A 21922-nucleotide genomic window follows, 5' to 3' on the forward strand; every position below is an offset into this window, starting at 1 on the left:
AACCCATTCATGGCTGAACTGACCCTCGACGTCGCCCGCAAGATTCTCGATGTAGCCCTCGCCAAAGGCGTCGAGAAGAAACTGAAACCCCTGGTCGTCACCGTTCTCGATGCACGCGGCTGCGTCAAGGCATCTGCCGCGCAAGACGGCACCAGCCTGCTGCGCAGCGAGATTGCCCATGGCAAGGCTTACGGAGCGCTGGCGATAGGCATGGGATCGCGGGCACTGTTCGAGCGCGCGCAGGAGCAGGCCTATTTCATTGACGCAGTGAACACGCTGGCGCAGGGCCGGCTGGTGCCGGTCCCCGGCGGCGTGCTGATTCAAGACGGTGGTACTCTGCTCGGTGCGGTCGGAATCAGTGGCGACAGCTCGGACAATGATGAGGTCTGTGCAATCGCAGGCATCGAGGCCGCCGGACTGAAGGCTAACGCGGGGTAGTTACCTCCCCCGGCCGTGACGGCTTGCGCTTTTCGCCAAGGGCGTGAAACCCTCCTTGGCATCCTCCGTCGTCACCAGCAATGCGATGTAACTTTCGGTATAGGCGATGCTTTGATCGACCGATATCAAGAGCGATTTAGCTATCCGGAATAGCTGACGGCGCAGCCTTCTTCACCCAGACCTTGTTGTCGTGGAAAGCGGCACCGCCGATCGGCGCGACCGCCTCGGCGCCGGTGAGGGTGTTGATGCCGCGACCGCCGATATGAGCCTTGTTGGGATGAATCGATTCCGCAATCAACACGCCGCGGCGCACACCATCGAACAATTTTGCGGTCAGCGTCGTCTCGCCCCGGGTGTTGCCCAGGGTGACCACATCGCCGTCGGCGACGGCAAGCTGCGCGGCGTCGGCCGGATGGATCATCACGGTCGGCGCGCCTTCGCGCGCCTGAGATGACGGCGTTTCGTTGAAGCTGGTGTTGAGGAAACTGCGCGACGGACTGGTGGCGAGCCGGAACGGATGCGCCTCGTCGGCTTCCTCGATAATGGTCCAATGATCGGGCAGCGACGGCATCTTTTCCCAGGCGCCCATTAGTCCGGCATTGCCGATCGGAGGGTGCGCCCAATCCGCTCTGAAGTGAAACTTGCCGTCGGCATGCGCGAAGCCATCGAGGTAATGCGAGGTGCGGAAATCCGGCTGCAGGTCGCGCCACAGATCGGCCTCAAGCGTTTCGATGTCACCGTGACCGCTCTTTTTGAGGGTGGCGTCGATCAACTCGCGCGCCGACATTTCGAACCCAGGATGCACGGCGTTGAGACGGCGGCCGAGGCCCTGCAGCACCTCGTGATTCGACCGGCACTCGCCGGGGGAATCGATCAGCTTGGCACCGACCGAGATGTGCTGATGGCCGCCGCCGTAATAGAGATCGTCGTGCTCCATGAACATCGTCGCGGGCAGCACAATATCTGCCATGGCAGCGGTTTCGGTCATGAACTGCTCATGTACCGCCATGAACAGGTCCTCGCGCGCGAACCCCCGGTGCACCAGCGCCTGCTCCGGCGCGACCGCCATCGGATTGGTGTTTTGGATCAGCATGGCTTTGACAGGCGGGCCGCCTCTCAGCGCCTCTGCGTCGCCGGTCAGGATGCGGCCGATCTTGGATTGATCGAGCACTCGCGTGCTGCGGTCGATCGCGTCGTGTCCCTCAATCAGCGATTCATTGAACTTCCAGAGCGCGTAGTTATTGAAAAACGCGCCGCCGCCCTCGTACTGCCAGGCGCCGGTCACGGCCGGAATGCATAAGGCCGCGTGCATCTGCGCCGCGCCGTTGCGGCTGCGGGTGAAGCCATAACCGAGGCGGAAGAACGCACGCTTGGTTTCGCCGACCGTGCGGGCAAATGCCTCGATCTCTTGCACCGGCACACCGCAGATTGACGAGGCCCATTCCGGCGTGCGGGCCGCCAGATGCGCCTCGAGCTCGGCCGGACAATCGGTGTAGCGATCGAGATAAGCCCTATCGGCATAACCGTCACGAAACAGCACGTGCATGACACCGCAGGCGAAGGCGCCGTCGGTGCCCGGCCGCAAGATGACCTTGATGTCGGCCTGCTTCATGGTATCGTTATTGTAGATATCGATCGCCGCGATCTTTGCGCCACGTTCCTTCCGGGCGCGCATTGCGTGCGTCATTACGTTGACCTGGGTGTTCACCGGATTGGTGCCCCAGATCACGATCAGGTCGGAGACACCCATCTCGCGCGGATCGACGCCGGCGATCTTGCCAGTGCCGATGGCAAATCCGACGCGGGCGATGTTGGCGCAGATCGTGCTGTAGTAGCGGGAATATTTCTTCACATGCGCAAGGCGGTTGATGCCGTCGCGCATCACCAGCCCCATCGTGCCGGCATAGTAATAGGGCCAAACCGATTGGGCGCCGAACTCACGTTCGGCTTCGTTGAACCGCGCGGCGATCTCGTCCAGCGCTTCGTCCCATGAAATCCGCGCGAATTGACCGGATCCCTTTGGCCCGGTCCGCCGCAGCGGGTGCATCAGCCGCTCGGGGTGATGGATGCGCTCGGCATAGCGGGCGACCTTGGCGCACACGACACCTGCCGTATAGCTCTGCAGCTTGGAGCCGCGCACCCGGCCGATGGTGGAACCATCGACCACCTCGATATCGAGCGCGCAGGCCGACGGGCAATCGTGCGGACACGTGGAATGCCGGATGTCGATCTTGGCCTGTTGGTTCATGTGCCGATAGCTATCATCAAAAACGGCGACAGCCGAGGGCATTTATCCGGTAGTCCGGAACGATCGTGCTATGCATTATGAGCTGGGATAAGGCTCATCTATCCGCTGGTTCTGGCCAGATTGGGTACACCGAACGGTATCTTTTATTCCTGCCGTGCACATCCAGTCTATCGTCGACAGCCGATTGCCGCTGCAGCTAGACTTCGCCAAACCAGTGCAACGCAAAACAAGACTAAATCAGGGAGTTTGAAATGACGGGCTCAAGGCTTGCGCTCGCGTTGGCGGCAGCTCTTGTTGCGACCCCAATTGCTGCGATTGCAGGTCTCGCGCAGGATTATCCAACGCGGCCGATCAAGATCATCGTTCCCTTCGGCGCCGGCGGCCCAGCAGACGTAACGGCCCGCTTGCTCAGCAATGTCCTGCAGGAGGGTTTCGGCCAACCGTTCGTGGTCGAGAACCGGACCGGTGCCGGCGGCGTCATCGGCACCCTCGAGGCCGTCAAATCGCCGGCCGACGGCTATACGCTGTTGATGATGTCGAATACTCAGACGGCGAACGAATCGCTGGTGCCGACGCGCAAATATGAATTGATGCGCGATCTGGCGCCGATCGCGGCGATCAATTACTCCGACCTCTTGATCGTCGTGCACCCGTCGGTGCCCGCAAGGACGCTGCAGGAATTCATCGCGCTCGCCAAATCGCAGCCGGGAAAGTTGAACTACGCTTCATCCGGCCAGGGCACGCCCTATCATATGGCCGGTGAGTTGTTCAAAAGCATGGCCGGCATCGATGTGGTGCACGTGCCCTACCGTAACAGCGGCGAGGCGCGCAGCGGCGTCATCGGCGGACAGGTGCAGGTGATGATCGACGCAGTTCCGGCGATGGCCCCCAATGTCGCAGAGAACCAGGTGCGGGCGCTCGCCACTACCGGCAAGGCGCGTTCAAGGGTGCTGCCGAACGTGCCGACGGCCAGCGAAGCCGGCGTGCCCGGCTACGAGGCGACCATCTGGCTCGGGTTGATGGCTCCATCAGGGACGCCGAAGCCAATCATCGACAAGCTGAACGCGGCGGTGAATGCCGTGGTCAAACGGCCGGACATCGTCAAGCTCTGGACCGAACAGGGCGCGGTGCCGATATCGATGACCCCGGAGGAGTTCGACAAACATTTGCGGGGCGATATTGTGAAATGGGCCGAGGTCGTCAAGAAATTCGGCGATAAGCCGCAATAGCGTCAAACCAAGCTCAAGGTCTTATTCGCAATGCCAAGTATTGGGTTCCGCCTCAATGGCGTCGAGACCGAAGTCGACGCCGATCCTGATCGTTCTCTGCTCGATATTCTGCGCGGTCCCCTTCACATGACGGGCCCACACTTCGGGTGTGGTGCCAACGAATGCGGCGCCTGCAACGTCATCGTCGGCAACCACGCAGTGGCCGCGTGCGATACGCCGCTGTGGTCGGTCGCAGATAAGGACATCACCACTATCGAAGGCTTGGGAAGCGCGGAAAGGCCGCATCCCCTGCAGCGTGCGTTCATTGCTGAGCAGGCCCTGCAGTGCGGCTACTGCGTGTCAGGCATATTGATGAGCGCCGCCGCGCTATTGAGACGAAACCCCAGTCCTACCGGCGAAGACGTCAAGGGCGCGCTGGATCGAAATCTGTGCCGTTGCGGGTCTCATAATCGCATGGTGCGGGCGGTGCTGCGCGCGGCGGCCGAGATGGCAGCCCCCCAATGACTGCGCCTGCGGCATCCCCCATGCCAACGCTGCCGGTCAGCCTAGCGGCGAACCCTGCACTATCGTCCTGGGTCCGGTTCTCGCCGGAGGGACACGCGATGGTCTCGCCGGGAAAGGTGGAGATCGGGCAAGGCATTGTCACGGCGCTGGCGCAGATCGCCGCCGACGAACTTGATATCGATACCGGCCGCGTGCAGATGGTCCGCGCGTCTACGACGCGTAGCCCCAATGAGGGCGTCACGTCAGGCAGTCTTTCCATACAGCAGTCGGGACGCGCCTTGCGCTACGCCTGCGCTGAAATTCGGCAGATCTTTCTTAGCGCCGCGTCAGATCGCCTGGGCGTCGGCATCGACGCGCTCGATATCAGCGATGGCATCATCTCCGGACCGGGCAATGTGCGGACCAGCTATTGGGAGCTTGCCGGCGAAGTCTCGCTGGACCGCGATGCGACGCCGGGTGCGACGCCGAAATCATCGACACAGCGCACCGTGGCCGGAAACTCGGTTCAGCGGCTGGATATTCCGGACAAGGTTTTCGCGCGTCCACGTTTTATTCACGACCAGGCGTTGTCCGGAATGCTACATGGCCGCGTGCTGCGACCCGAACTCTCCGCTGCAAAACTCGTCGACCTGTCGGAGGGCGGCACGCGCGCTATTGCCGGCCTTGTTGCCATCGTTCGCGACGGCAATTTTGTGGGCGTGGTCAGCGAAACCGAGGATGGCGCCGAGGCGGCGATGAAGGCGCTGCGCAAGGCAGCGACATGGTCTGCCGGTGAAACGCTTCCGGACGAGAACAGGCTGGCGGAGTGGTTGAAAGCCCAGCCGGCGGAGCCGGCGGCCATCGACAAGAAAACGGCTCCCCAAGCAGGTGAGAAGAAGCGCACAATCCGGCGGCAGTATACCCGCCCCTACCTCGCGCATGCGTCGATCGGACCCTCCTGCGCCATGGCAAAGTGGACAGGAGACCGCGTCCACGTCTGGACCCACAGCCAGGGGGTCTATTTCCTCCGCGCCGATCTCGCGCTTGTACTCAAATTGCCGGTTGAGAACATCACGGTCGAACATATGGAAGGCGCCGGCTGTTATGGACACAATGCCGCGGACGACGTCGCACTCGATGCCGTTCTGCTGGCGAAGGCAGCCGCCGGCCGACCGGTCCGGGTGCAATGGTCGCGCCAAGACGAGCTATCGCACGCGCCCTTCGGAGCGGCGATGGCCATCGAAATCGAGGCCAATCTCGATGCGCAAGGAGAGATCGTCGATTGGCGCCACAGCATCTGGAGTAACGGCCACACCGCACGGCCGGGACGCGCGGCTCAGCCCGCTTTGCTCGCGGCTACTGAGCTGGCAAATCCGCATCCGCGCTATATCGCCACCAATCCGCCGCAGGCCAATGGCGGCGGCGCCGACCGCAATTCGATCCCGCTCTATGACTTTCCGTCTTGGCAAATCGAATGCCATCGCTTGCTGACCATGCCGATACGCACTTCCGCGCTGCGGACGCTGGGCGCGCAGGGCAACGTGTTTGCGATAGAGTCGTTTATCGACGAACTGGCGAGCGAGCGCGGCGAAGATCCGATCGCATTTCGGCTGCGGCACCTCAGGGATTCGCGAGCGCAAGATGTGATCCGCTCAGTTGCGAAGCGCGCGAATTGGAAGCCGGACAAGCGGGCCGGCATTGGTTACGGCGTCGGCTTTGCGCGTTACAAAAACACCGGCGCTTATTGCGCTGTGATCGCCGAGGTCGAGGGCGCCGAAGACATCAGCGTCAAGCGGCTGACGCTTGCGGTTGACGTCGGTGAAGCCATTAATCCAGACGGCGTGATCAATCAGATCGAAGGCGGCGCGATCCAGGCCACCAGCTGGGTGTTGAAAGAGCGAGTTCGCTTTGACAGCCAGCACATCACCAGCAACACCTGGACGGCGTATCCTATCCTTCGCTTCAGCGAAGTGCCGGACGTGGAAGTCGAGCTGATCCGGTGGCCCGACAGTGAGCCGCTCGGCGCTGGAGAGGCGGCCCACGGCCCGGTCACGGCGGCAATTGCAAATGCCGTGTTCGATGCGCTCGGGGTGCGGGTCCGTGATCTTCCAATCACGCGCGACAGTCTGATCGCCGCGATGGAATCGGCCCTGTGACTGCATTGAACATTCTCAGCGGCGGCGCGGCCCAGGGTCTGGTGGCGAACCTTGCGCCGAAATTCAAGGCGCTGACCGGCCACAATATCCAGGGCGAGTTCGGCGCGGTTGGCGCCATGGCCAACAAGTTGCGTGGCGGCATACCCGCCGACATCGTCGTTCTGACGGCGGCGATGATTGCGGATCTGGCGCGGGAGAAGCTTGTTGTCCGCACTTCCATCGCCGACATCGGTCTGGTCGAGACCGCGATTGCGGTGCGCGCCGACGATCCGCGAGTCGCGGTCAAGGATGCCGCGGCGATGCGCGACGCGCTGCTCGCGGCCGACGCGATTTTTGTTCCGGATACCAAGGCGTCGACCGCCGGCATTCATGTTGCGAAAGTTCTGCAACGACTAGGCATCGCTGACGAAGTGGCCGCCCGGCTCAAAGTCTATCCGAACGGTGCGACCGCGATGCGCCATCTGGCCGCATCCGACGCGGTCAGGCCGATCGGCTGCACGCAATCGACGGAAATCATCAGCACCCCTGGCGTGACCCTGTCGGGGTCCCTGCCGCCGGGATGTGAACTCTCCACCATGTATACGGCAGCGGTGACGGCGCGCGCCGCCGGTGTCAAGCAGGCCCAGGTGCTGATCGATTTGCTGACGGACGCCGATCAGCGCGAGCTGCGCGAGCGTGCAGGCTTTGTGAGCGGCTAGACCGAGGGGTCGCCAGCCTCGACATCATAGACGCGCCAGCAAAGCCCGCCTAAACTCCCATCCATACCGCCGACGCCGGGGCAACCGGCGCGGACGAAACACGTGGCCGTACCGCCGCAAATTAGGGGAGGAAATCATGGACCGTTTTTCGCGGATTAATCGCTCTGCCGTATTCTTATCCGTTGTTACCGCGACAGCGCTTGCCCTGGTGACACCGGCCTCAGCGGAAGACACTTTCAAGCTCGGCATTGTGACGTTCCTGTCCGGGCCCGCCGCTGACAGCTTCGGCGTCCCGGCGCGGAACGGCGGCCAATTTGTTATCGACCAGTTGAATAAGGGCGCGGTCCCCTCCCCTTACGAAAAGGTCGGTTTTGGCGGCATGAAAATCGAGCCCGTCATCATCGACGAGAACGGCGGCGCGACCAAGCAGGTCCAGGAACTGCGCAACCTCTATCAGCGCGACAATGTTGATGCTGTGCTCGGCTATATCGGCTCCGGCGACTGTCTCGCGGTCGCGCCGATTGCTGAAGAACTGAAAAAGATGCTGGTGCTGATGGATTGCGGCACACCACGCATTTTCGAAGAAGCGAAATACAATTACGTATTCCGTACCGCCGCCCACGCCACTATGGATAACGTCGGCCTCATTCGTTACATGAAGGCAAAGAATGTTAAGATGGACACGCTTTCGGCCATCAACCAGGACTACGCCTGGGGCCAGGATAGCCGGGCCGATTTCGTTGCTGCGGCCGGGCAACTCTACCCCAACGTCAAACTGCAGACTGATCTTCTGCCGAAGTTCGGCGCAGGCCAGTACGGCACCGAAATTTCCGCGTTGGTCGGCGCTGGCTCCGATGTGGTCTATTCCAGCCTATGGGGCGGCGACCTACAGGCCTTCATCTTGCAGGCTGCGCCGCGCGGGCTACCGAAGCGCAGCCAGCTGGTTTTCAGCGCCGCGGACCACGTGCTGCCGCCGCTCGGCGACAAAATGCCCGACGGAACCATCATCGGGGCCCGCGGCGCCTACGGCCTGATGTCGCAGAAATCGCCACTCAACGACTGGTTCTTTAAGGGTTACGAGGCGGTCAACGGCGTCTATCCGGTTCAGGCCGCCTATCGCATCGCGCAGTCGATCTTCGGGCTGAAGGCTGCGGTTGAGAAGGCGATGGCCAAGAACGGCGGCAAGAAGCCATCGACCGACGAACTGGTGGCGGCGATGACCGGCCTTGAATGGCAGTCGCCCGGCGGCCTCATTCAGATGAGGCTTGCCGACGGCCATCAGGCGATCCAGCCGATCGCGATCAGCCGCACCAAGTATAATCCGGATCTCAAGCGGGTCGATCTGGTCGACATCCAGTATTTCCCAGCAGAATGCGTCAATCCGCCTCCTGGCGTAAAGTCGCTCGACTGGATCAAGGGCGGCATGCAAGGCGCCAAGTGCAACTAAGGGGCACCCGCATCTGAGCGAAGAGTAAAGCGGCGCGAGTGAGATGCTCGCGCCGCGGCCTCCCGTCCGCTTTGCGGCATGCGATCTACCGGTGTCGCATTTCAACCGGCGTTATGAATTGTACCTTCTCGCACGGTCTCGCATGAGAACAGCGCAATGAACTCCTTTCTGACGATTGTTCTCGACGGGCTAATCCAAGCTTCCTGGCTTTTTATTGTTGCCTTGGGGCTGACCCTGGTGTTCGGCGTTTTGAAAATTCTCAACATCGCCCATGGCAGCTTCTACGCGCTCGGCGCCTATATCGCGGCGACCGCGGTGACGTTCGTCGCCGCACATAGCCTTCCGCCCAGCGTCGGCTTTGTCGCGATGCTGGCTTCGGTCGCACTGATCGCGTCCGCGGTCGGCCTTCTGCTCGAGCGCGGCCTTTTGAAAATGTTCTATGGCCGCGACGAAGTGGTGCTGCTGCTGGTGACCTATGCGGTGTTCCTCATCCTCGAGGACGTCACCAAATTGATCTGGGGCGTAAACCCGATCTACGCGACGCAGCCCTATGAGCTGTTCGGCAATGTCGCATTCGCCGGTTTGTACTACGTTGGCTACGATCTGCTGCTGATGCCGATTTCCGCCGCCGTCGGCTTCGCGGTTTGGTTCGGGCTCAATCGCACCGTCACCGGCAAGATCGTGTTGGCGGTGATCCACAACGAGGAAATGAGTGTCAGCATGGGGGTTAGGGTCAACCGGGTCTACGCGGTCGCCTTCGCATTCGGCGTGCTGCTTGCGGCCCTGGCCGGCGCGCTGACTGCGCCCAAGATCTCGATGCAGCCGGGCCTCAGCTCCGATGTGATCATCTTGAGTTTCGCCATCGTCGTGATCGGTGGCTTAGGCAGCGTCGAGGGTGCGGCGGTCGGCGCGATCCTTGTCGGGCTCGCCCGCGCAGCTTCGGTGCACCTAGTGCCGCAGGCCGAGTTGTTCATGATCTATCTGATTATGGCCGGGGTGCTGATGTTTCGCCCGGAGGGTCTGTTCAAACGCGAGGCGGCAAGGCGGATCTGATGAAGCATGGTCGTCTTCACCCTCTCGTCATGATCGCGCTGGTGGTGGCCGCGACGCTGTTCGGCCGTATACTTCCGACATGGACGCTATCACTTGCGACCGTCGCCGCTTCCAACGCCCTGATTGCGCTCGGCATTGTGATATTGGCGCGCACCGGCAACGTGTCGTTCGGTCAAGGCTTGTTCTTTGCGGCGGGTGGCTATGGCGTCGCCCTGATCGCCAACGCCTGGGGCGTCACGGATGCGGTGGCGCAAATGGTCATTGGCGCGGTCTGCGGCGGCCTGCTCGGCCTTGTGATCGGCCCGCTGATTGCGCGTTATAGCGGCATCTTCTTCGGCATGCTGACGCTCGCGCTGTCGATGGTGCTGTATGGCGCGCTGGTCAAATCGTCCGCGCTGGGCGGCTCTGACGGCTTCAATGTCGGACGGCCGAGCCTGTTCGGCATGGTCTTTGTCGACCCGCGCGAGGCGGATTTCATGCTGTACGCGGTGTCGGTGGTCACCACCGGACTCGCCGGCATCGCAGCAACGATCCTGTTTCGGTCCGAGCTCGGCCTTGCCAGCCTTGCGGTTCGTGAAAACAATTTGCGCATCGAGTATCTCGGGATCTCGGCCAATCGGGTCATCACCATCAACTTCATTATCGCGGCGGTTTTCGCCGGAGCCAGCGGCGCGTTCGCGCTGATGGCCCAACGGCATATCGATCCGCAATTCGCTTACTGGACCACATCGGGTGAATTCGTCTTCGTCGCGGTGCTCGCGGGATACCAAAGCGTAGCCGCGGTGTTCGTCGCCTCGCTAGCGCTGGAACTCGTTCGCTCCTTCTCGAACCTGTACCTTCCTAATACCTGGCAGCTCGTGCTTGGCGTTTTCCTGTTGGGCGTCATTTTGTTTCTGCCCCGCGGCATCGGCTCGCTTTGGATCCGGGAGAAGCGCAAACGGAGCAAGCCAGCGGCTGCCACGCCCGCTGCGGTCCGAAAAGGGGTCGCGCTGTGAAGCCAATCCTTTCCGCGCGCAGGCTTGAGAAGCGCTTTGGCGCGGTGGTCGCCGCCGATGCCTTGTCGATTGATATCGCGGCCGGCCAGAAGGTCAGCTTGATCGGCGCCAACGGCGCGGGCAAGACAACCTTCGTCAACATGGTCACCGGTTATCTCAAGCCCGACTCCGGCTCGATCGCGCTCGACGGGATGAATATCGGACGACGCTCGCCAAGACATGTTGCCGAGCTCGGCATCTCCAGATCGTTTCAAATTCCACAGTTGTTCATTGATCTGACTGCCGCCGAAAATCTGGCGGTGGCGGTCTCCGGCACCCATCCACGGGCACTTTCCTTCCACTCGCCGGCGGAAGCGCATGGCCGTCGCGACAAGGCTCTCGAATTGCTGGAACGATTTGGCTTGGCCGACCTGGCCGACCGCCCGATCTCAGAGCTTGCCGGCGGTGTACGCAAGCTCGTCGACATTGCCATGGCGCTGGTCCGCAGGCCTAGATTACTGCTGCTGGACGAGCCGACATCTGGTGTTTCGGCAGAAGAGAAATTCGCCACGATGGACCGCGTGATTCATGCCGTGGCGCCCGATGCCGCAACCATCGTCTTCGTCGAGCACGATATGGAGATCGTCAGCCGCTACGCCGACCGGGTGGTGGCGTTTTATCAGGGTCGGATTCTCGCCGATGGCGATCCGCGCGACGTCCTGAATGATCCGGAGGTGCGGCGCTACGTCACCGGAGGCGCACAATGAACGCCACAGCGCCATTGCTCGAGATCGACCATCTGGTCGTCGAAATTCAGTCGATGCCCGCGCTGCGCGGCTTTTCGATGCGCGTAGCAAGGGGCGCCATGGTGAGCCTCGTCGGCCGCAACGGGGCCGGCAAAACTACCCTGATGCGTTCGATCATGGGGCATCTCAAGCCGGCGCAGGGTACCGTCCGGTTCGCAGGGGCCGATCTGTCGGCGCACCCGCGCCACGCCCGCGCGGCTCTCGGGATCGGCTATATGCCGGAAGATCGCTGCCTTGTACCTCAGCTGACCGTTGAGGAAAATATTCTGTTGCCGCTTTGGGTGGCAGAGCACCTCGATCGCAAGGCGCGGCTCGACTTCGTGTACGAGGTGATCGGCGAACTTGCCGAGATGCGCGATCGCAAGGCACTGCAGCTCAGCGGAGGCCAACAGAAGCTGGTCGCACTTGGCCGTGCGCTTGGCATCGGCACCAAATGCCTGCTGCTCGACGAGCCGTTCGAAGGAATCGCGCCGGCGCTGTCGGAGCGGCTGTCGGAGGTCCTAGCCTCCCTGAAGGGCAAGGATCTCACTCTTCTGATGTCGCAATCCGATATGAATCACTCGCGCGGGCTGATCGACGTTGAGTTCACGATCGAACGCGGCGCCAACCTTGCTTCGGGATAGGCTAGCCTGCGTCAATAGGCTTTGACTGTCCGGATTACAGTAGCGGCCTTCGAAGGCCGCGCCGCCGCGGCCTCTGGCCCGAACTTCGTGCCGGCAAACTCAGCCTTGACCGCATCCGATATCCAGTTGGACGGCACCGGACGCGGCATAACCAGCCCGACCAGCGCTACTATAACGAGTACGGGCAATGCAAAAACGCCGGTACCCCAGCGTCGGTAAAAACGGCTGACGGTTTCGCCTGATTTGTCGAACAAGCACTGCATGGGTGCCTCCATCGTGCGAATCTACAACCCGTCACTTAGCTCAACACGCGCGAAGCGGATGTAAATTGCTTCACATGCGCCAAAATCAAAACGTTCGTGAAATGTGTGGGTCAATCCGCACGCGGCGTCCGAAACAGCAGACCACAGATCTGCGATTGCATATCTGGAATCCGAAAAACTCGGATTCGCGCTGCGTCTGGCACTGGGCGGAGCGGCGTGCCGATCCGTTGGCGCGCGCCGGAATCACGTTCACAATCGCGTTAATCGCCTTCGCTTCCTGATCCCGCTTCGGCCAACTCTTGAAGCGGCTCGGCGTTGAGTACAACGATGACCCCGTGTTCGAGACGCACCCACTTGCGTTCGGCCCAGACCCGCAACTGCTTGTTGATGCTTTCCCGGGTCATGCCAACCATTTCGCTGATTTCCTGCTGGGTAATGGAGATCGTTCGCCCTCCAGGCGCGAGCTTATGTTTCTCGGTCAAACGAAGTAGCGCGCTGGCGAGCCGGCCTGGCAAATTCTGAAGGATAACCTCCTCCACCTGATCACTGGTCCATCGCAGCCGCGTGCAAAGCAACTCAATGATTTTCATCGCCAGCGCCGGCTGACTCCGCACGAAGGGGATAAAGTCGCGACGGTCGATGACGAAAATCTCGCAATTGGTATTTGCCGTAGCGTCGGCTGTGCGTGCCAGCCCGTCGAGCAGTGCGACTTCTCCGAAAATCTCGCCGACGCCGATCAGATTCAAAATCGCGCTGCGGCCGTCCGCGGAAGAGATGCTGATCTTCACCGTGCCACTGATCACCGCGATCAGACTGGTGCCGGGATCTCCTTTGGAGAAGATGGTAGCTCCCCGCTTCAGCGTCGAATGTTTGGCATAGCGGCACAGCTGGTCGAGGGCCTCAGGATCGAGATCGCAAAAGATCGGATGCTTGCGCAGGACCGCCAGCTTACTGCTCGAAAATCCGTGAGCGTTTCCGATCTTGTGCTGAGGCACGTCAGTTGAACTCCCGAAGCGGAGCCGCGGTCTGCGGCTCCGAGATCGATCATTTTAACTCAAAATTCGGACAAAGCATGGTGAAGGCCGATATGCATCCTGCCCTTATGGGTAAACATCCGAACGTTCAGGTCGTAGCATGCATCGACATCTTCACGACCTTCAAAACCAGCGGTAACGGCGTGGCGGACCTCAGATTGTTGGCCATGACGTCGGTGATTTTGTCGCGGATTGGGTCGGATATGTCGCCGGAATGCTTCTCCCATTTTGCCGTAACCCTCTGTCGACCCGGATATGTCGGCCCAGTTTTTTTGGTCCGGCACCAGGAATTTGGTGAATTTCCCAAAGGATCCATAGGGCCCGTTGTGCTTCTTGTAATCCTTAAATTTCCCTGCGTTGTTCGGGCTATGCAATTTATTGATGTGCTGTTCGAACCTTCCACTATACCGCTCGCCTAATACGCGGCGAGATATGCTGAGTTCGCAATATGTCATAAGTCCGAAGGGGCGGGCCTCAAGCCCGGCGGCAATCCCGATGGATTGTTTCATAGATAGCCTCATCCGTCTCAGCAACTCCCTGTGACGCGAGGATGTTGGCTTCGGCGAAGACCGCCAGTACCTTGATACCCCGTATCCCCTCTGCTTTGCACCGGCCTGAAAGACACGCACGAAAGTCAACCCGCGCTGGATGTCTCCCAAGTTGACCGTATGCGGAGCGATACGCCGACGGTGGCCGCGAGAACGACGCATGCGACGCGACGTCAGAGATTGCCGGGCTTCAGGAGAGTCGATTGGGGCGCCTATCGATGCATTCGGAACATCAGAGCAACTCTGAAGCAATGCCAAGCCCGGATGGCTCACAGTAGGGCGGCTTGGGCCCATAGCTTAAACTTCGTATACTAACGCCACCACTCACAAACGTCGTATTTGAAGTAAGTGGAAACGCAGTATTCATCAAATTCCGGCAGTCTCTCTCTGGCCAATGGAGATTGCGCTATGCCGCAAATCTGGATGACATACGGCGAGATCGCGGGGCTACTCGGCTGCAACGCAGACGAGGCTCGTGCCCAAGCCATATTTCGATCGCTCGATCGCAAGAAAAGCCGCGACGGCTTAACGCGCGTCAAACTGGATCTCCATTGGGCAGCCAAATTCTTTGCGGCAGTTCGAGACGGTGATCAAGACCTGGATCAGACAATTTGTGATCTGCAAATGGTTGGCAGGGAGATGGCCCGAAACAGCGGCTTAGTCACCAGGCAGACAGCGAAATCCCGCGAATTTGGATCAATTATCAAGAGGAGAGTGTGACAAGTCGACCGTTACTCCATATTATCGGCTTGAGATTGCCGAACTTCGGAAAGAATATAATATAGGCACCTGCGATAGGGTGGTCATCGACCCATCTGGCAGGTCCGAGTAAATTCTTGGGCGATGCGAACCGTTGATCGGTAAGGCGGCTCTAGGTCCGATAGCATAATAAATGTCGCCAGCCGCGAAATCTGCAAGCAAAGCCGCCTCGCGCGTCGACCGCGAGTGGCACCACCCGATTCCGCGACTCAATGCAATGATGGCATGTGACACGGCTTTTCGAGTTGTAGCCGGCCGCTATCTTGGAGATTTGACAGCAAATCAAGAGGCGACATGCGCAGGCGACGCCACGGCCCTGCATCAAATGCGTATTGCACTTACCCGCTTGCGCGCAGCCATATTGTTTTTCTCACCGATGATCGATGACGCCAAGCTCACGCAACTAAGGAGTGAACTCAAATGGCTTAACGCCCATCTTGGCGTTGTGCGGGATCTCGACGTCGCTATCGAGCGACTGAAGGCCGTCAGCAAAAAACAGGCGCAGACAATATCCAACTATCAATCCTGGAACGAGAGACGCGCAGACAGCCATCGCCACCTAGCCCAGGCGCTTCGGTCAGCCAGGTATCGGCATCTGATCGAAAGCATATCCGGTTGGGTCGAGAATGGACCCTGGTCCATCAAGAGAGGAAGACAGGCCGCGCAGGAGCGTGCTTCGCCGATCGCCGCATACAGCACGGACAAACTGACGAGATGGCGGGAAAAGCTTTTGACGAAATCCCGCAAGCTCGGGAGGATGGGCACCAAGAAGCGACATCGGTTGCGCCTGCTGAACAAGAAGCTGTGCTATTCAATCGAATTCTTCGACGATCTGCTTCCGGACAGAAGATTTTTGGGGCAACAGGTTGCGCTGAAGCACTTGCGCAACGCGCAAAGAGCTCTTGGGCAGTTAAACGACGGTGCAAAGGGCGAAGCGCTGGCGGCCACGCTGCACCGAGACGGCATTCCGGCGGCGACGCCGTTTCTCAGTCCGAAGCGCAAAAGCCGACTGATTCAGAAAGCGGCCGGGGCTTATCGGAAGCTGGCCGCGCTGAAGCCGTAACTCACTACCGGAGAGCGAAGGTTTGTGTCGGGATCGTTTTAGATCGCGCGTGCGCCTGATCGACGAAACGTGGTGTCGTTAAGGGCCGCCGGGCGACGACGAGAGCTTAGGCCATCGAACGGGACGGGTCTTACCTCTATTATCATCGCTCGTTGTTCACCAAGCTCATGAGCGGCCGTATCGAGCAATTCAAACTCGCGCCGCGACCAACCTGACGAGTTCTCATGGACAAGACCGTTGGAGTCGTCCGGCTTGGCATCATGGGAGGCGCGATCGCCCGCAGCCTCGTTTATTGCGGGATAGCACGTGATCGGTTTCGATATCGACGCTGGGCGACGGAGCCGAACTCGCGCAGGCCAACGTCACAATCGCCGGTCGTAAACCAAAATTGACCCATTTAAATCCGGAATAGCCACACGACCAGTTATAAATGCCCTTCATTCAATTAAATGCCCTCCATTCAATCTTGCAATGAGGACAGGTCATGAAAATCGGCGTGTGCGGAACCGGACGAATGGGATCATCGATCGCGCAGCGGTTGATGTCGGTCGGACATGAAGTTGGTGTCTGGAACCGTAGTTCAGCGAAGACCAAGCCGCTAGTCGATGCGGGAGCAAAGCTGTTCACATCCCTTGCCGAGCTCGTGGAGAGTTGCGAAGTCGTGATCGTGATGTTGCTGAATGACGTAGCCACCGACGCGATCTACCGCGGGCCAAACGGTATCCTAAAATCCAAACTCTCCGGCAAGCTCGTGATCGATATGAGCACGGTGCGCCCGGACACGATGAAATCAAACGGTGCTTCAGTGTTGCAGCAAGGCGCCGCCTTTGTCGAGTGCCCGGTCGGCGGAAGTACCGGTCCGGCGAAGGAAGGCAAGCTGTTCGGCCTTGCCGGAGGTGCGGAAACAGCTGTCGCTAGGGCAATGCCGATCCTGCAACAACTATGCCGCCGCATCGAACATGTCGGCGAACTCGGTTCGGGCGCAACGATGAAACTGGCGGTCAATCTGCCGCTGCTAGTCTACTGGCAGGCGCTCGGCGAGGCTTTGACCATCTGCAAGCCGCTCAATCTTCCCGCTGACCGTTTGATCGATATCTTGTCCGACACCGCCGGCACGCCGAACGCCATGAAGGGGCGCGGCGCGGCTATCGCAAAGGCACTGACCGGATCGCCCTCGGGCGAGACCGCGTTCGGCCTCAACGCTGCGAAAAAGGATCTCGCCACGGCCGTTCAATTCGGCGCGTCCATTCATGCCGAACTTCCCGTGACGACGAGCGCGCTTACCTGCTTTGAGGAAGCGGAAGCTGCGGGTCTGGGCGATGCCGACGCAACCGCGGTTGCCGTCCGCTGGACCCAGCGGCCGGCCATCGCGACTAAGTCCTAGATCAGGTTCATTTTCCGTCGCGCCCGAACTATCATCCAGCAGCAGCGGCCGTTCAACGATCTAACGCAAGAACCGCTATGGCCGCACCGCCGCAGCTATCCGTTTCCGAACGGCACAGCCAGTGCCGGATCTGCCGGTGCGTTCCACATGCAGAGGTACCACGGCAAACCTGTTCCGCACCGGCAGCCATCCCGGCAGCCGTATCGGCTGTATTCGACGAGACTCGTTGGCTGAATTGCCGGCAACGCGTCAGACCACATGAAAGCCTGACGCAAGCAACAAAAAAAGCCCGATGGCCATCAGGCCACCGGGCGAGTTTGGGAGTCTCTAAATGGCGGAAAGCGGCTATGTCACTTGATGGATTTGCGCCAATACAGCGTGTTTGGCCAAGCCCATGGACATTGCGGCTGGTACAGCCGGTAGCCCGCCCGAATAAAGTTGTTGGCGGAGGCGACATTGTCGGTGGTATCCGAAACAATGCAGCTCCATCCATTGTGGCGCGCCCGCGAGCCCAGCGCGCGCATTAGACGCAATTGGAGCTGGTTCCCGCAGTGCTTTTTCAACACGCCAACTCGGCAGAAATATCCCGCATTGTATGCGTGCGTTGACGGAACAACTCCGGCAAAGGCGACCGGTATAGCCCTGTGATACGCAAGCCACCAGGATCCCCAATCGAATTGCGGAATGGAAGCGCCGTCAAAAAATGTCAGGCGGTGCAGGTCAGCGAGCGTATCCGCGATTTCCTCATCATGGCCATCGACTTCGCGTATTCTGTACATCGGCCAGACCCCTAAATCCGTCTCGCAATTGCATTGATTTTTCATCCGTACCAAATCATTTTCCGAGCATAACCTTGACGCCGAGCCAGACCGCGCCGACAACGCCGGTGATGATTACTGTGATCACCGCCTTAAATGTGTAGCTCTGCGCCTGCTCGACGCTCTTGCGCCAGCGCCTCAAATGTTGAAAATCCGCGCGCAGTTCCTTACGATCCGCCTCCTCAATTCCGAATGAGGTCAGGATGCTCGCGATCGTTCGCAGAACAACGGCGTCGAGATCGTTCTGATGAAGCCTTTGCTGTTCGGCCAGCGTCTCGGCGACAACCACCCTGATATCCTCGTCGCGCATTTCGTTCACCGCTTGATGATCCGCGCAACGTTTTCAAATCCGCGCTTGGCGAAATAAAACGACACGACGAGGTTAGATGTAACGGATGCGAATCCCGCCAGCGGGTCAGTCGTTCCAAGACCCAAAACCTTGTCCCATACCAAAAGCTTGCCGGAGCCGCGCCCGCCATAGGCGCCCTTGTAGCGCGATGGATTGAGCAGCGGCTCGAAGATCTTAGCTGTCGGAATTCTCAGGGTGGACAATGACGCGCTCGATTCGGTGGATCAGTTCAAGGGCGCCGTCGTCGCCGTTCTGGATGGCCTGCGGTGCCTTGCCCCAGCCGCGGTCCAGAATGGCGTTGGCGGCGGACACCCGCGCCGCCGCCGTCGCATCCTTCGAGCGCATGATGCGGACAAGGACATTGAGCGCGGTCCTGGTGTGACTGCGCGCCAGCGAGCGGATTTCGGTGAGCGTCTTTGGCATAGGGGATTTGCATCTTTTGATTTGAGATCCTCATTGCGATCCGACGGCTCGCAATGACGTTGTGAAATGTGCGGCATGATCGCTCATCATGCGATCATTTCAGGCGCGAACCCTATCCCGCGATGCGGGGCCGCGTGCGGACGTGGACCTACGCCACGCCGCGTGCCGTGCACGTTCGCGCGTGCCGGCCAATCGAGGATGATCCGGACAAGGACCGCGTTAGCGCAAAGTTTGGAGCAGCCTTCCCTCGGGACAAACGAGAGGCGCCTGCCCCGAGATCATGCAGATATCGAGATCATGCAGACATAAAGGTTCGGACGGCAGCTCGTCTGCAACGCTGTGCAGAAGTACATCGGGAGGATGTGGCGTCGCGTATTGCGGCTGCCGTCCGATTCAAGAAGTCGGATTGAAAAAGCCCGCGACCGATTTTTCGGCGCGGGCTCTATAATTCTTGCGATGGTGAACATATGCCAGTGATTTGCCCGACGGCGCAAGACATTTTTGAGAGCCCGACAAGACATTTTTTTGAGAGCCCGAAGAGCAACGCCTCGCAATGACGAGAAGCACCGCAGCATGCAGGGCTCCCTGCGCTGATGTAGGCATCCGATAAAAAAGCCCGCCACCGATTTCCCGGCGCGGGCTTGCTTTTGTGATGTTGAATATATGCCGGTGATTTGCCCGACGTGTCAAATCGTTTTGGTGACGCTCTTGAAAGACTAAAAAAACGTGCTGATAACAACGCTACGTGGCGGGCGGCACGCTCGAGCGCTCTTTCGTTTCATGGAATCGAAAGAACGCTCTAAGAAAGCCGTTTTAAGCACGCTTGAACCGTGAAGCAGCGTGATGGTCTATGAGTGCAGCGGCCTGATGTCTGGTTGACGCGGAAGAAGTTCGTCGGGTCGTATTTTCCCCTCAAGGCGAAAGGCGATCATAGTTGTCGCCGTAGATGGCCTTGAGCCTGCTGTCGTCCCCGTCGTCCATCGAAGTTCACATAGCCGCCGTCAGCCGAGTAAGCTCCTACTTCCATACAATGATGTTTCACGTTGCTCCTATGGCCGGTCATCAACAAGACACTCCAAAGGGAAGCGATCCGCATCGGAAACATATAAGGGCGAGATGTGAGGTAGTTCACATTGCCGCGTCGCGGTTCGGGCTAATCGAATGGTGCAAGCTTTTTTGCGACGTCGAACCCGGCGATTCCCATGAAGCTTCTGATGATTTCTGCCTTCGCTGCGGTCGCCCTGCTCGCCGCCGCGACCACCATGCTGCAATCACACACAACCGAGGCCCACCGGGCTGTCGGATCCGCAGGCATGATTTCGTCCCAGGAATTGCACACCACCTCCGACGTCAACAAGCTTCCGATCGAGGACTTTGAGGATCAGTCGCTGGTCTATTCCAAAGCGAAGCAATAGTTCGGCGAGCAATGGATCAAGGACCGCCGCAAACGGTCGACGCTGGGCTGCGTCACCGCTGGCTTTAAGGTGTTACTCGCTGGCCGTTGCACCGGCGCGGGGTGAGAAGTCACCCCGCCTCGTCGCATTTTTAGGACGAACACAGAACAATCGTGGCCGCATTCCCCTGCCTGCCGACATCGACGCCGACATCAACATGGCGAAAATGAGCCGGCGCGTCCGTTGCGCGGTCGATGGCTTCAGCGGCGCACCCGCGATCGACCTCGACGGCCGGCTTTCGCGAAACCAATTACTGTTTTTTGAGGCTGTGGCCAATTCCGAAAATACCCGCCACAATGGTTCGCAAGAAGAAGGCGATCCGATCCTCTTTGCCTTCGCTAAAAAAATAAGGAAGCGCCCATGACGAAGTTATCGAAAGTACGGAGCGTCGAAATTCTTGCTTGCGACGCCGGTTGGAGAAACTACCACTTCGTCAAGATCACCACGGAAGACGGCGTCGTTGGCTGGAGCGAATTTGACGAAGGCTTCGGCTCTCCCGGCGTAGGTGCCGCGATCCAACGTCTTTCGACGCGGGTGGTGGGGCAGAATGCCTTTCAGCACGAGCGCGTCTATGCGGAGCTTTTCGCCGCCACCCGGCCGGCAACCGGCGGTGTCGTTGCGCAAGCGCTTGGCGCGATCGAAAACGCCCTGCTCGACGCCAAGGCCAAGCTGCTCGGTGTGCCCTGTTACGAATTGCTCGGAGGCAAAATCCGCGACCGCATTCGCGTCTACTGGTCGCATTGTGCGACCTGGCGCATCAACCATCCTGACTGGTATAAGCCGCCGATCACCGATCTCGACGGCGTAAAGGCGATCGGACGTGAAGTCCGGACCAAGAAATTCACCGCGCTGAAGACCAACATCTTCACCTACGATGCAGGCAAGCCTCGAGGCTGGCGGCCCGGATTCGGCGTGCCCTTCGCCCCTGAGATCAACGTCGACCGCAAGGTACTGCGCGATCTGCGCACCCATCTCGAGGTAATCCGCGATGGCGCCGGGCCTGATGTCGACATCCTGCTCGATCTTAACTTCAACGCAAAGACCGAAGGGTATCTCAAGATCCTGCGCGCCATTTCCGATCTTGACATGTTCTGGATCGAGATCGACAGCTTCAATCCCGAAGCGCTCGGCTATATCAGGCGCCAAAGTCCGCACCCGGTATCGTCATGCGAGACGCTGTTGGGCTTGCGCGAATTTCTGCCCTATTTACGTGAACAGGCGATGGACGTCGCGATCATCGACACGCCATGGAATGGCGTCTGGCAATCAATGAAGATTGCCGCTGCTGCCGAAGCCTATGAGGTCAACGTCGCGCCGCACAATTTCTACGGCCACCTCTGCACCATGATGAACGCCCACTTCTGTGCAGCGGTGCCGAATTTGCGGATCATGGAGATCGATATCGATCGGCTGGCATGGGATCACGAACTCTTCACCCATGTGCCCGATATCGAAGACGGCCACCTGGCGATCCCGGATCGGCCCGGCTGGGGCACCGAACCCAACGAAGAGGCGCTTCGCGCTCACCCACCGAAGGGCAACGCTGGGCTGTTGAATTACGGTCGGCAACCTTAAATGGCGAGGAAGTAGAGAGATCCCGGCCCGAGCATTTCGGTGCTCCGATTGGAGCTACTCGCGCTCTTGACCACGGGGCATCGTGCACACGGTTCGA

At 59.8% G+C, this 21922-nt stretch carries 24 protein-coding genes; 16 read left to right on the top strand and 8 right to left on the bottom strand.

The features are described from left to right. The first annotated feature begins 9 nt into the window (after positions 1-9). Positions 10-438, top strand: coding sequence for a GlcG/HbpS family heme-binding protein (locus N554_RS0105560; RefSeq protein WP_029582579.1), 429 nt, complete (start codon positions 10-12; stop codon positions 436-438). A gap of 136 nt (positions 439-574) precedes the next feature. Here N554_RS0105560 and N554_RS0105570 read toward each other — a convergent pair whose 3' ends face one another. Further along, positions 575-2686, bottom strand: a complete 2112-nt coding sequence (locus N554_RS0105570; protein WP_029582580.1) for a molybdopterin oxidoreductase family protein — start codon at positions 2684-2686, stop codon at positions 575-577. A gap of 251 nt (positions 2687-2937) precedes the next feature. Here N554_RS0105570 and N554_RS0105575 point away from each other — a divergent pair, with 251 nt between their 5' ends. The 9 genes from N554_RS0105575 to N554_RS0105615 all read left to right on the top strand — a co-directional run bounded on the left by N554_RS0105575 (position 2938) and on the right by N554_RS0105615 (position 12155). Then, on the top strand, positions 2938-3915 hold the full coding sequence (locus N554_RS0105575) for a Bug family tripartite tricarboxylate transporter substrate binding protein (RefSeq protein ID WP_029582581.1): 978 nt from the start codon (positions 2938-2940) through the stop codon (positions 3913-3915). Positions 3916-3945: 30 nt separating this feature from the next. Next, entirely contained in the window at positions 3946-4419 is a 474-nt protein-coding gene (locus tag N554_RS0105580; protein ID WP_029582582.1) for a (2Fe-2S)-binding protein, read from the top strand. Further along, entirely contained in the window at positions 4416-6554 is a 2139-nt protein-coding gene (locus tag N554_RS0105585; protein WP_029582583.1) for a xanthine dehydrogenase family protein molybdopterin-binding subunit, read from the top strand. Before N554_RS0105580 ends, N554_RS0105585 begins: the two co-directional genes overlap by 4 nt. Then, entirely contained in the window at positions 6551-7252 is a 702-nt protein-coding gene (locus N554_RS0105590; protein WP_029582584.1) for a molybdate ABC transporter substrate-binding protein, read from the top strand. The genes N554_RS0105585 and N554_RS0105590 overlap by 4 nt, the downstream gene beginning before the upstream one ends. A gap of 136 nt (positions 7253-7388) precedes the next feature. Further along, entirely contained in the window at positions 7389-8699 is a 1311-nt protein-coding gene (locus tag N554_RS0105595) for an ABC transporter substrate-binding protein (RefSeq protein WP_029582585.1), read from the top strand. Between the two features lie 156 nt (positions 8700-8855). Next, entirely contained in the window at positions 8856-9752 is an 897-nt protein-coding gene (locus N554_RS0105600; RefSeq protein ID WP_029582586.1) for a branched-chain amino acid ABC transporter permease, read from the top strand. Then, on the top strand, positions 9752-10747 hold the full coding sequence (locus N554_RS0105605) for a branched-chain amino acid ABC transporter permease (RefSeq protein ID WP_029582587.1): 996 nt from the start codon (positions 9752-9754) through the stop codon (positions 10745-10747). Before N554_RS0105600 ends, N554_RS0105605 begins: the two co-directional genes overlap by 1 nt. Continuing rightward, positions 10744-11493 (top strand): ABC transporter ATP-binding protein, encoded by a 750-nt coding sequence (locus tag N554_RS0105610; RefSeq protein WP_029582588.1) that lies wholly within the window; start codon positions 10744-10746, stop codon positions 11491-11493. The genes N554_RS0105605 and N554_RS0105610 overlap by 4 nt, the downstream gene beginning before the upstream one ends. Next, positions 11490-12155 carry an ATP-binding cassette domain-containing protein gene (locus tag N554_RS0105615; RefSeq protein WP_029582589.1) on the top strand — a complete coding sequence of 222 codons (666 nt, stop codon included), beginning with the start codon at positions 11490-11492 and terminating at the stop codon, positions 12153-12155. The genes N554_RS0105610 and N554_RS0105615 overlap by 4 nt, the downstream gene beginning before the upstream one ends. A gap of 11 nt (positions 12156-12166) precedes the next feature. On the opposite strand, the gene N554_RS0105620 is transcribed toward N554_RS0105615, so the two are convergent. The 3 genes from N554_RS0105620 to N554_RS39595 form a co-directional block, all read right to left on the bottom strand. Then, positions 12167-12418 carry a hypothetical protein gene (locus N554_RS0105620; RefSeq protein WP_036052481.1) on the bottom strand — a complete coding sequence of 84 codons (252 nt, stop codon included), beginning with the start codon at positions 12416-12418 and terminating at the stop codon, positions 12167-12169. 260 nt (positions 12419-12678) lie between these two features. Next, positions 12679-13413, bottom strand: coding sequence for a Crp/Fnr family transcriptional regulator (locus N554_RS0105630; RefSeq protein WP_029582592.1), 735 nt, complete (start codon positions 13411-13413; stop codon positions 12679-12681). 59 nt (positions 13414-13472) lie between these two features. Further along, positions 13473-13961: a hypothetical protein gene (locus N554_RS39595; protein ID WP_156041793.1), complete on the bottom strand. Its 489-nt coding sequence runs from the start codon at positions 13959-13961 to the stop codon at positions 13473-13475. Between the two features lie 447 nt (positions 13962-14408). Here N554_RS39595 and N554_RS0105640 point away from each other — a divergent pair, with 447 nt between their 5' ends. The 3 genes from N554_RS0105640 (at position 14409) to N554_RS0105650 (ending at position 17206) form a co-directional block, all read left to right on the top strand. Then, a complete protein-coding gene (locus N554_RS0105640) occupies positions 14409-14720 on the top strand; it encodes a hypothetical protein (protein WP_051677333.1) in 312 nt (103 codons plus the stop codon). Between the two features lie 259 nt (positions 14721-14979). After that, complete coding sequence (locus N554_RS0105645; RefSeq protein WP_245283538.1) at positions 14980-15822, top strand: CHAD domain-containing protein; 843 nt, start codon at positions 14980-14982, stop codon at positions 15820-15822. A 484-nt stretch (positions 15823-16306) separates the two neighbouring features. After that, on the top strand, positions 16307-17206 hold the full coding sequence (locus N554_RS0105650) for an NAD(P)-dependent oxidoreductase (protein WP_036052483.1): 900 nt from the start codon (positions 16307-16309) through the stop codon (positions 17204-17206). A gap of 350 nt (positions 17207-17556) precedes the next feature. Here N554_RS0105650 and N554_RS0105655 read toward each other — a convergent pair whose 3' ends face one another. From N554_RS0105655 to N554_RS0105670, 4 genes are read right to left on the bottom strand one after another with little or no spacing between them, the layout of a single operon-like run. After that, positions 17557-17985, bottom strand: coding sequence for a GNAT family N-acetyltransferase (locus tag N554_RS0105655; protein ID WP_029582597.1), 429 nt, complete (start codon positions 17983-17985; stop codon positions 17557-17559). Between the two features lie 55 nt (positions 17986-18040). Continuing rightward, positions 18041-18334 carry a hypothetical protein gene (locus N554_RS0105660; RefSeq protein WP_029582598.1) on the bottom strand — a complete coding sequence of 98 codons (294 nt, stop codon included), beginning with the start codon at positions 18332-18334 and terminating at the stop codon, positions 18041-18043. Positions 18335-18339: 5 nt separating this feature from the next. Further along, positions 18340-18534 (bottom strand): hypothetical protein, encoded by a 195-nt coding sequence (locus N554_RS0105665; protein ID WP_371259462.1) that lies wholly within the window; start codon positions 18532-18534, stop codon positions 18340-18342. A 13-nt stretch (positions 18535-18547) separates the two neighbouring features. Beyond that, positions 18548-18796, bottom strand: coding sequence for a hypothetical protein (locus N554_RS0105670; RefSeq protein ID WP_029582600.1), 249 nt, complete (start codon positions 18794-18796; stop codon positions 18548-18550). Positions 18797-19998: 1202 nt separating this feature from the next. On the opposite strand from N554_RS0105670, the gene N554_RS0105675 reads away from it, so the two are divergent. The 3 genes from N554_RS0105675 to N554_RS0105685 all read left to right on the top strand — a co-directional run bounded on the left by N554_RS0105675 (position 19999) and on the right by N554_RS0105685 (position 21825). Then, positions 19999-20211, top strand: a complete 213-nt coding sequence (locus tag N554_RS0105675) for a hypothetical protein (RefSeq protein WP_029582601.1) — start codon at positions 19999-20001, stop codon at positions 20209-20211. Between the two features lie 196 nt (positions 20212-20407). Then, positions 20408-20614, top strand: coding sequence for a hypothetical protein (locus N554_RS0105680; RefSeq protein WP_029582602.1), 207 nt, complete (start codon positions 20408-20410; stop codon positions 20612-20614). Next, complete coding sequence (locus N554_RS0105685; protein WP_029582603.1) at positions 20611-21825, top strand: mandelate racemase/muconate lactonizing enzyme family protein; 1215 nt, start codon at positions 20611-20613, stop codon at positions 21823-21825. Before N554_RS0105680 ends, N554_RS0105685 begins: the two co-directional genes overlap by 4 nt. Positions 21826-21922 lie beyond the last annotated feature (97 nt).

This window comes from Bradyrhizobium sp. URHD0069 (genome assembly GCF_000701345.1).
Taxonomy (GTDB): Bacteria; Pseudomonadota; Alphaproteobacteria; order Rhizobiales; family Xanthobacteraceae; genus Bradyrhizobium.

Bases quoted from the DNA above. Each gene is read 5' to 3' on its own strand.
- N554_RS0105560 (WP_029582579.1), top strand. From the start codon at position 10: ATGGCTGAACTGACCCTCGACGTCGCCCGCAAGATTCTCGATGTAGCC.
- N554_RS0105570 (WP_029582580.1), bottom strand. From the start codon at position 2,686: ATGAACCAACAGGCCAAGATCGACATCCGGCATTCCACGTGTCCGCAC.
- N554_RS0105575 (WP_029582581.1), top strand. From the start codon at position 2,938: ATGACGGGCTCAAGGCTTGCGCTCGCGTTGGCGGCAGCTCTTGTTGCG.
- N554_RS0105580 (WP_029582582.1), top strand. From the start codon at position 3,946: ATGCCAAGTATTGGGTTCCGCCTCAATGGCGTCGAGACCGAAGTCGAC.
- N554_RS0105585 (WP_029582583.1), top strand. From the start codon at position 4,416: ATGACTGCGCCTGCGGCATCCCCCATGCCAACGCTGCCGGTCAGCCTA.
- N554_RS0105595 (WP_029582585.1), top strand. From the start codon at position 7,389: ATGGACCGTTTTTCGCGGATTAATCGCTCTGCCGTATTCTTATCCGTT.
- N554_RS0105600 (WP_029582586.1), top strand. From the start codon at position 8,856: ATGAACTCCTTTCTGACGATTGTTCTCGACGGGCTAATCCAAGCTTCC.
- N554_RS0105605 (WP_029582587.1), top strand. From the start codon at position 9,752: ATGAAGCATGGTCGTCTTCACCCTCTCGTCATGATCGCGCTGGTGGTG.
- N554_RS0105615 (WP_029582589.1), top strand. From the start codon at position 11,490: ATGAACGCCACAGCGCCATTGCTCGAGATCGACCATCTGGTCGTCGAA.
- N554_RS0105620 (WP_036052481.1), bottom strand. From the start codon at position 12,418: ATGCAGTGCTTGTTCGACAAATCAGGCGAAACCGTCAGCCGTTTTTAC.
- N554_RS39595 (WP_156041793.1), bottom strand. From the start codon at position 13,961: ATGAAACAATCCATCGGGATTGCCGCCGGGCTTGAGGCCCGCCCCTTC.
- N554_RS0105640 (WP_051677333.1), top strand. From the start codon at position 14,409: ATGCCGCAAATCTGGATGACATACGGCGAGATCGCGGGGCTACTCGGC.
- N554_RS0105645 (WP_245283538.1), top strand. From the start codon at position 14,980: ATGGCATGTGACACGGCTTTTCGAGTTGTAGCCGGCCGCTATCTTGGA.
- N554_RS0105650 (WP_036052483.1), top strand. From the start codon at position 16,307: ATGAAAATCGGCGTGTGCGGAACCGGACGAATGGGATCATCGATCGCG.
- N554_RS0105655 (WP_029582597.1), bottom strand. From the start codon at position 17,985: ATGTACAGAATACGCGAAGTCGATGGCCATGATGAGGAAATCGCGGAT.
- N554_RS0105660 (WP_029582598.1), bottom strand. From the start codon at position 18,334: ATGCGCGACGAGGATATCAGGGTGGTTGTCGCCGAGACGCTGGCCGAA.
- N554_RS0105670 (WP_029582600.1), bottom strand. From the start codon at position 18,796: ATGCCAAAGACGCTCACCGAAATCCGCTCGCTGGCGCGCAGTCACACC.
- N554_RS0105675 (WP_029582601.1), top strand. From the start codon at position 19,999: ATGAAGCTTCTGATGATTTCTGCCTTCGCTGCGGTCGCCCTGCTCGCC.
- N554_RS0105680 (WP_029582602.1), top strand. From the start codon at position 20,408: ATGGCGAAAATGAGCCGGCGCGTCCGTTGCGCGGTCGATGGCTTCAGC.
- N554_RS0105685 (WP_029582603.1), top strand. From the start codon at position 20,611: ATGACGAAGTTATCGAAAGTACGGAGCGTCGAAATTCTTGCTTGCGAC.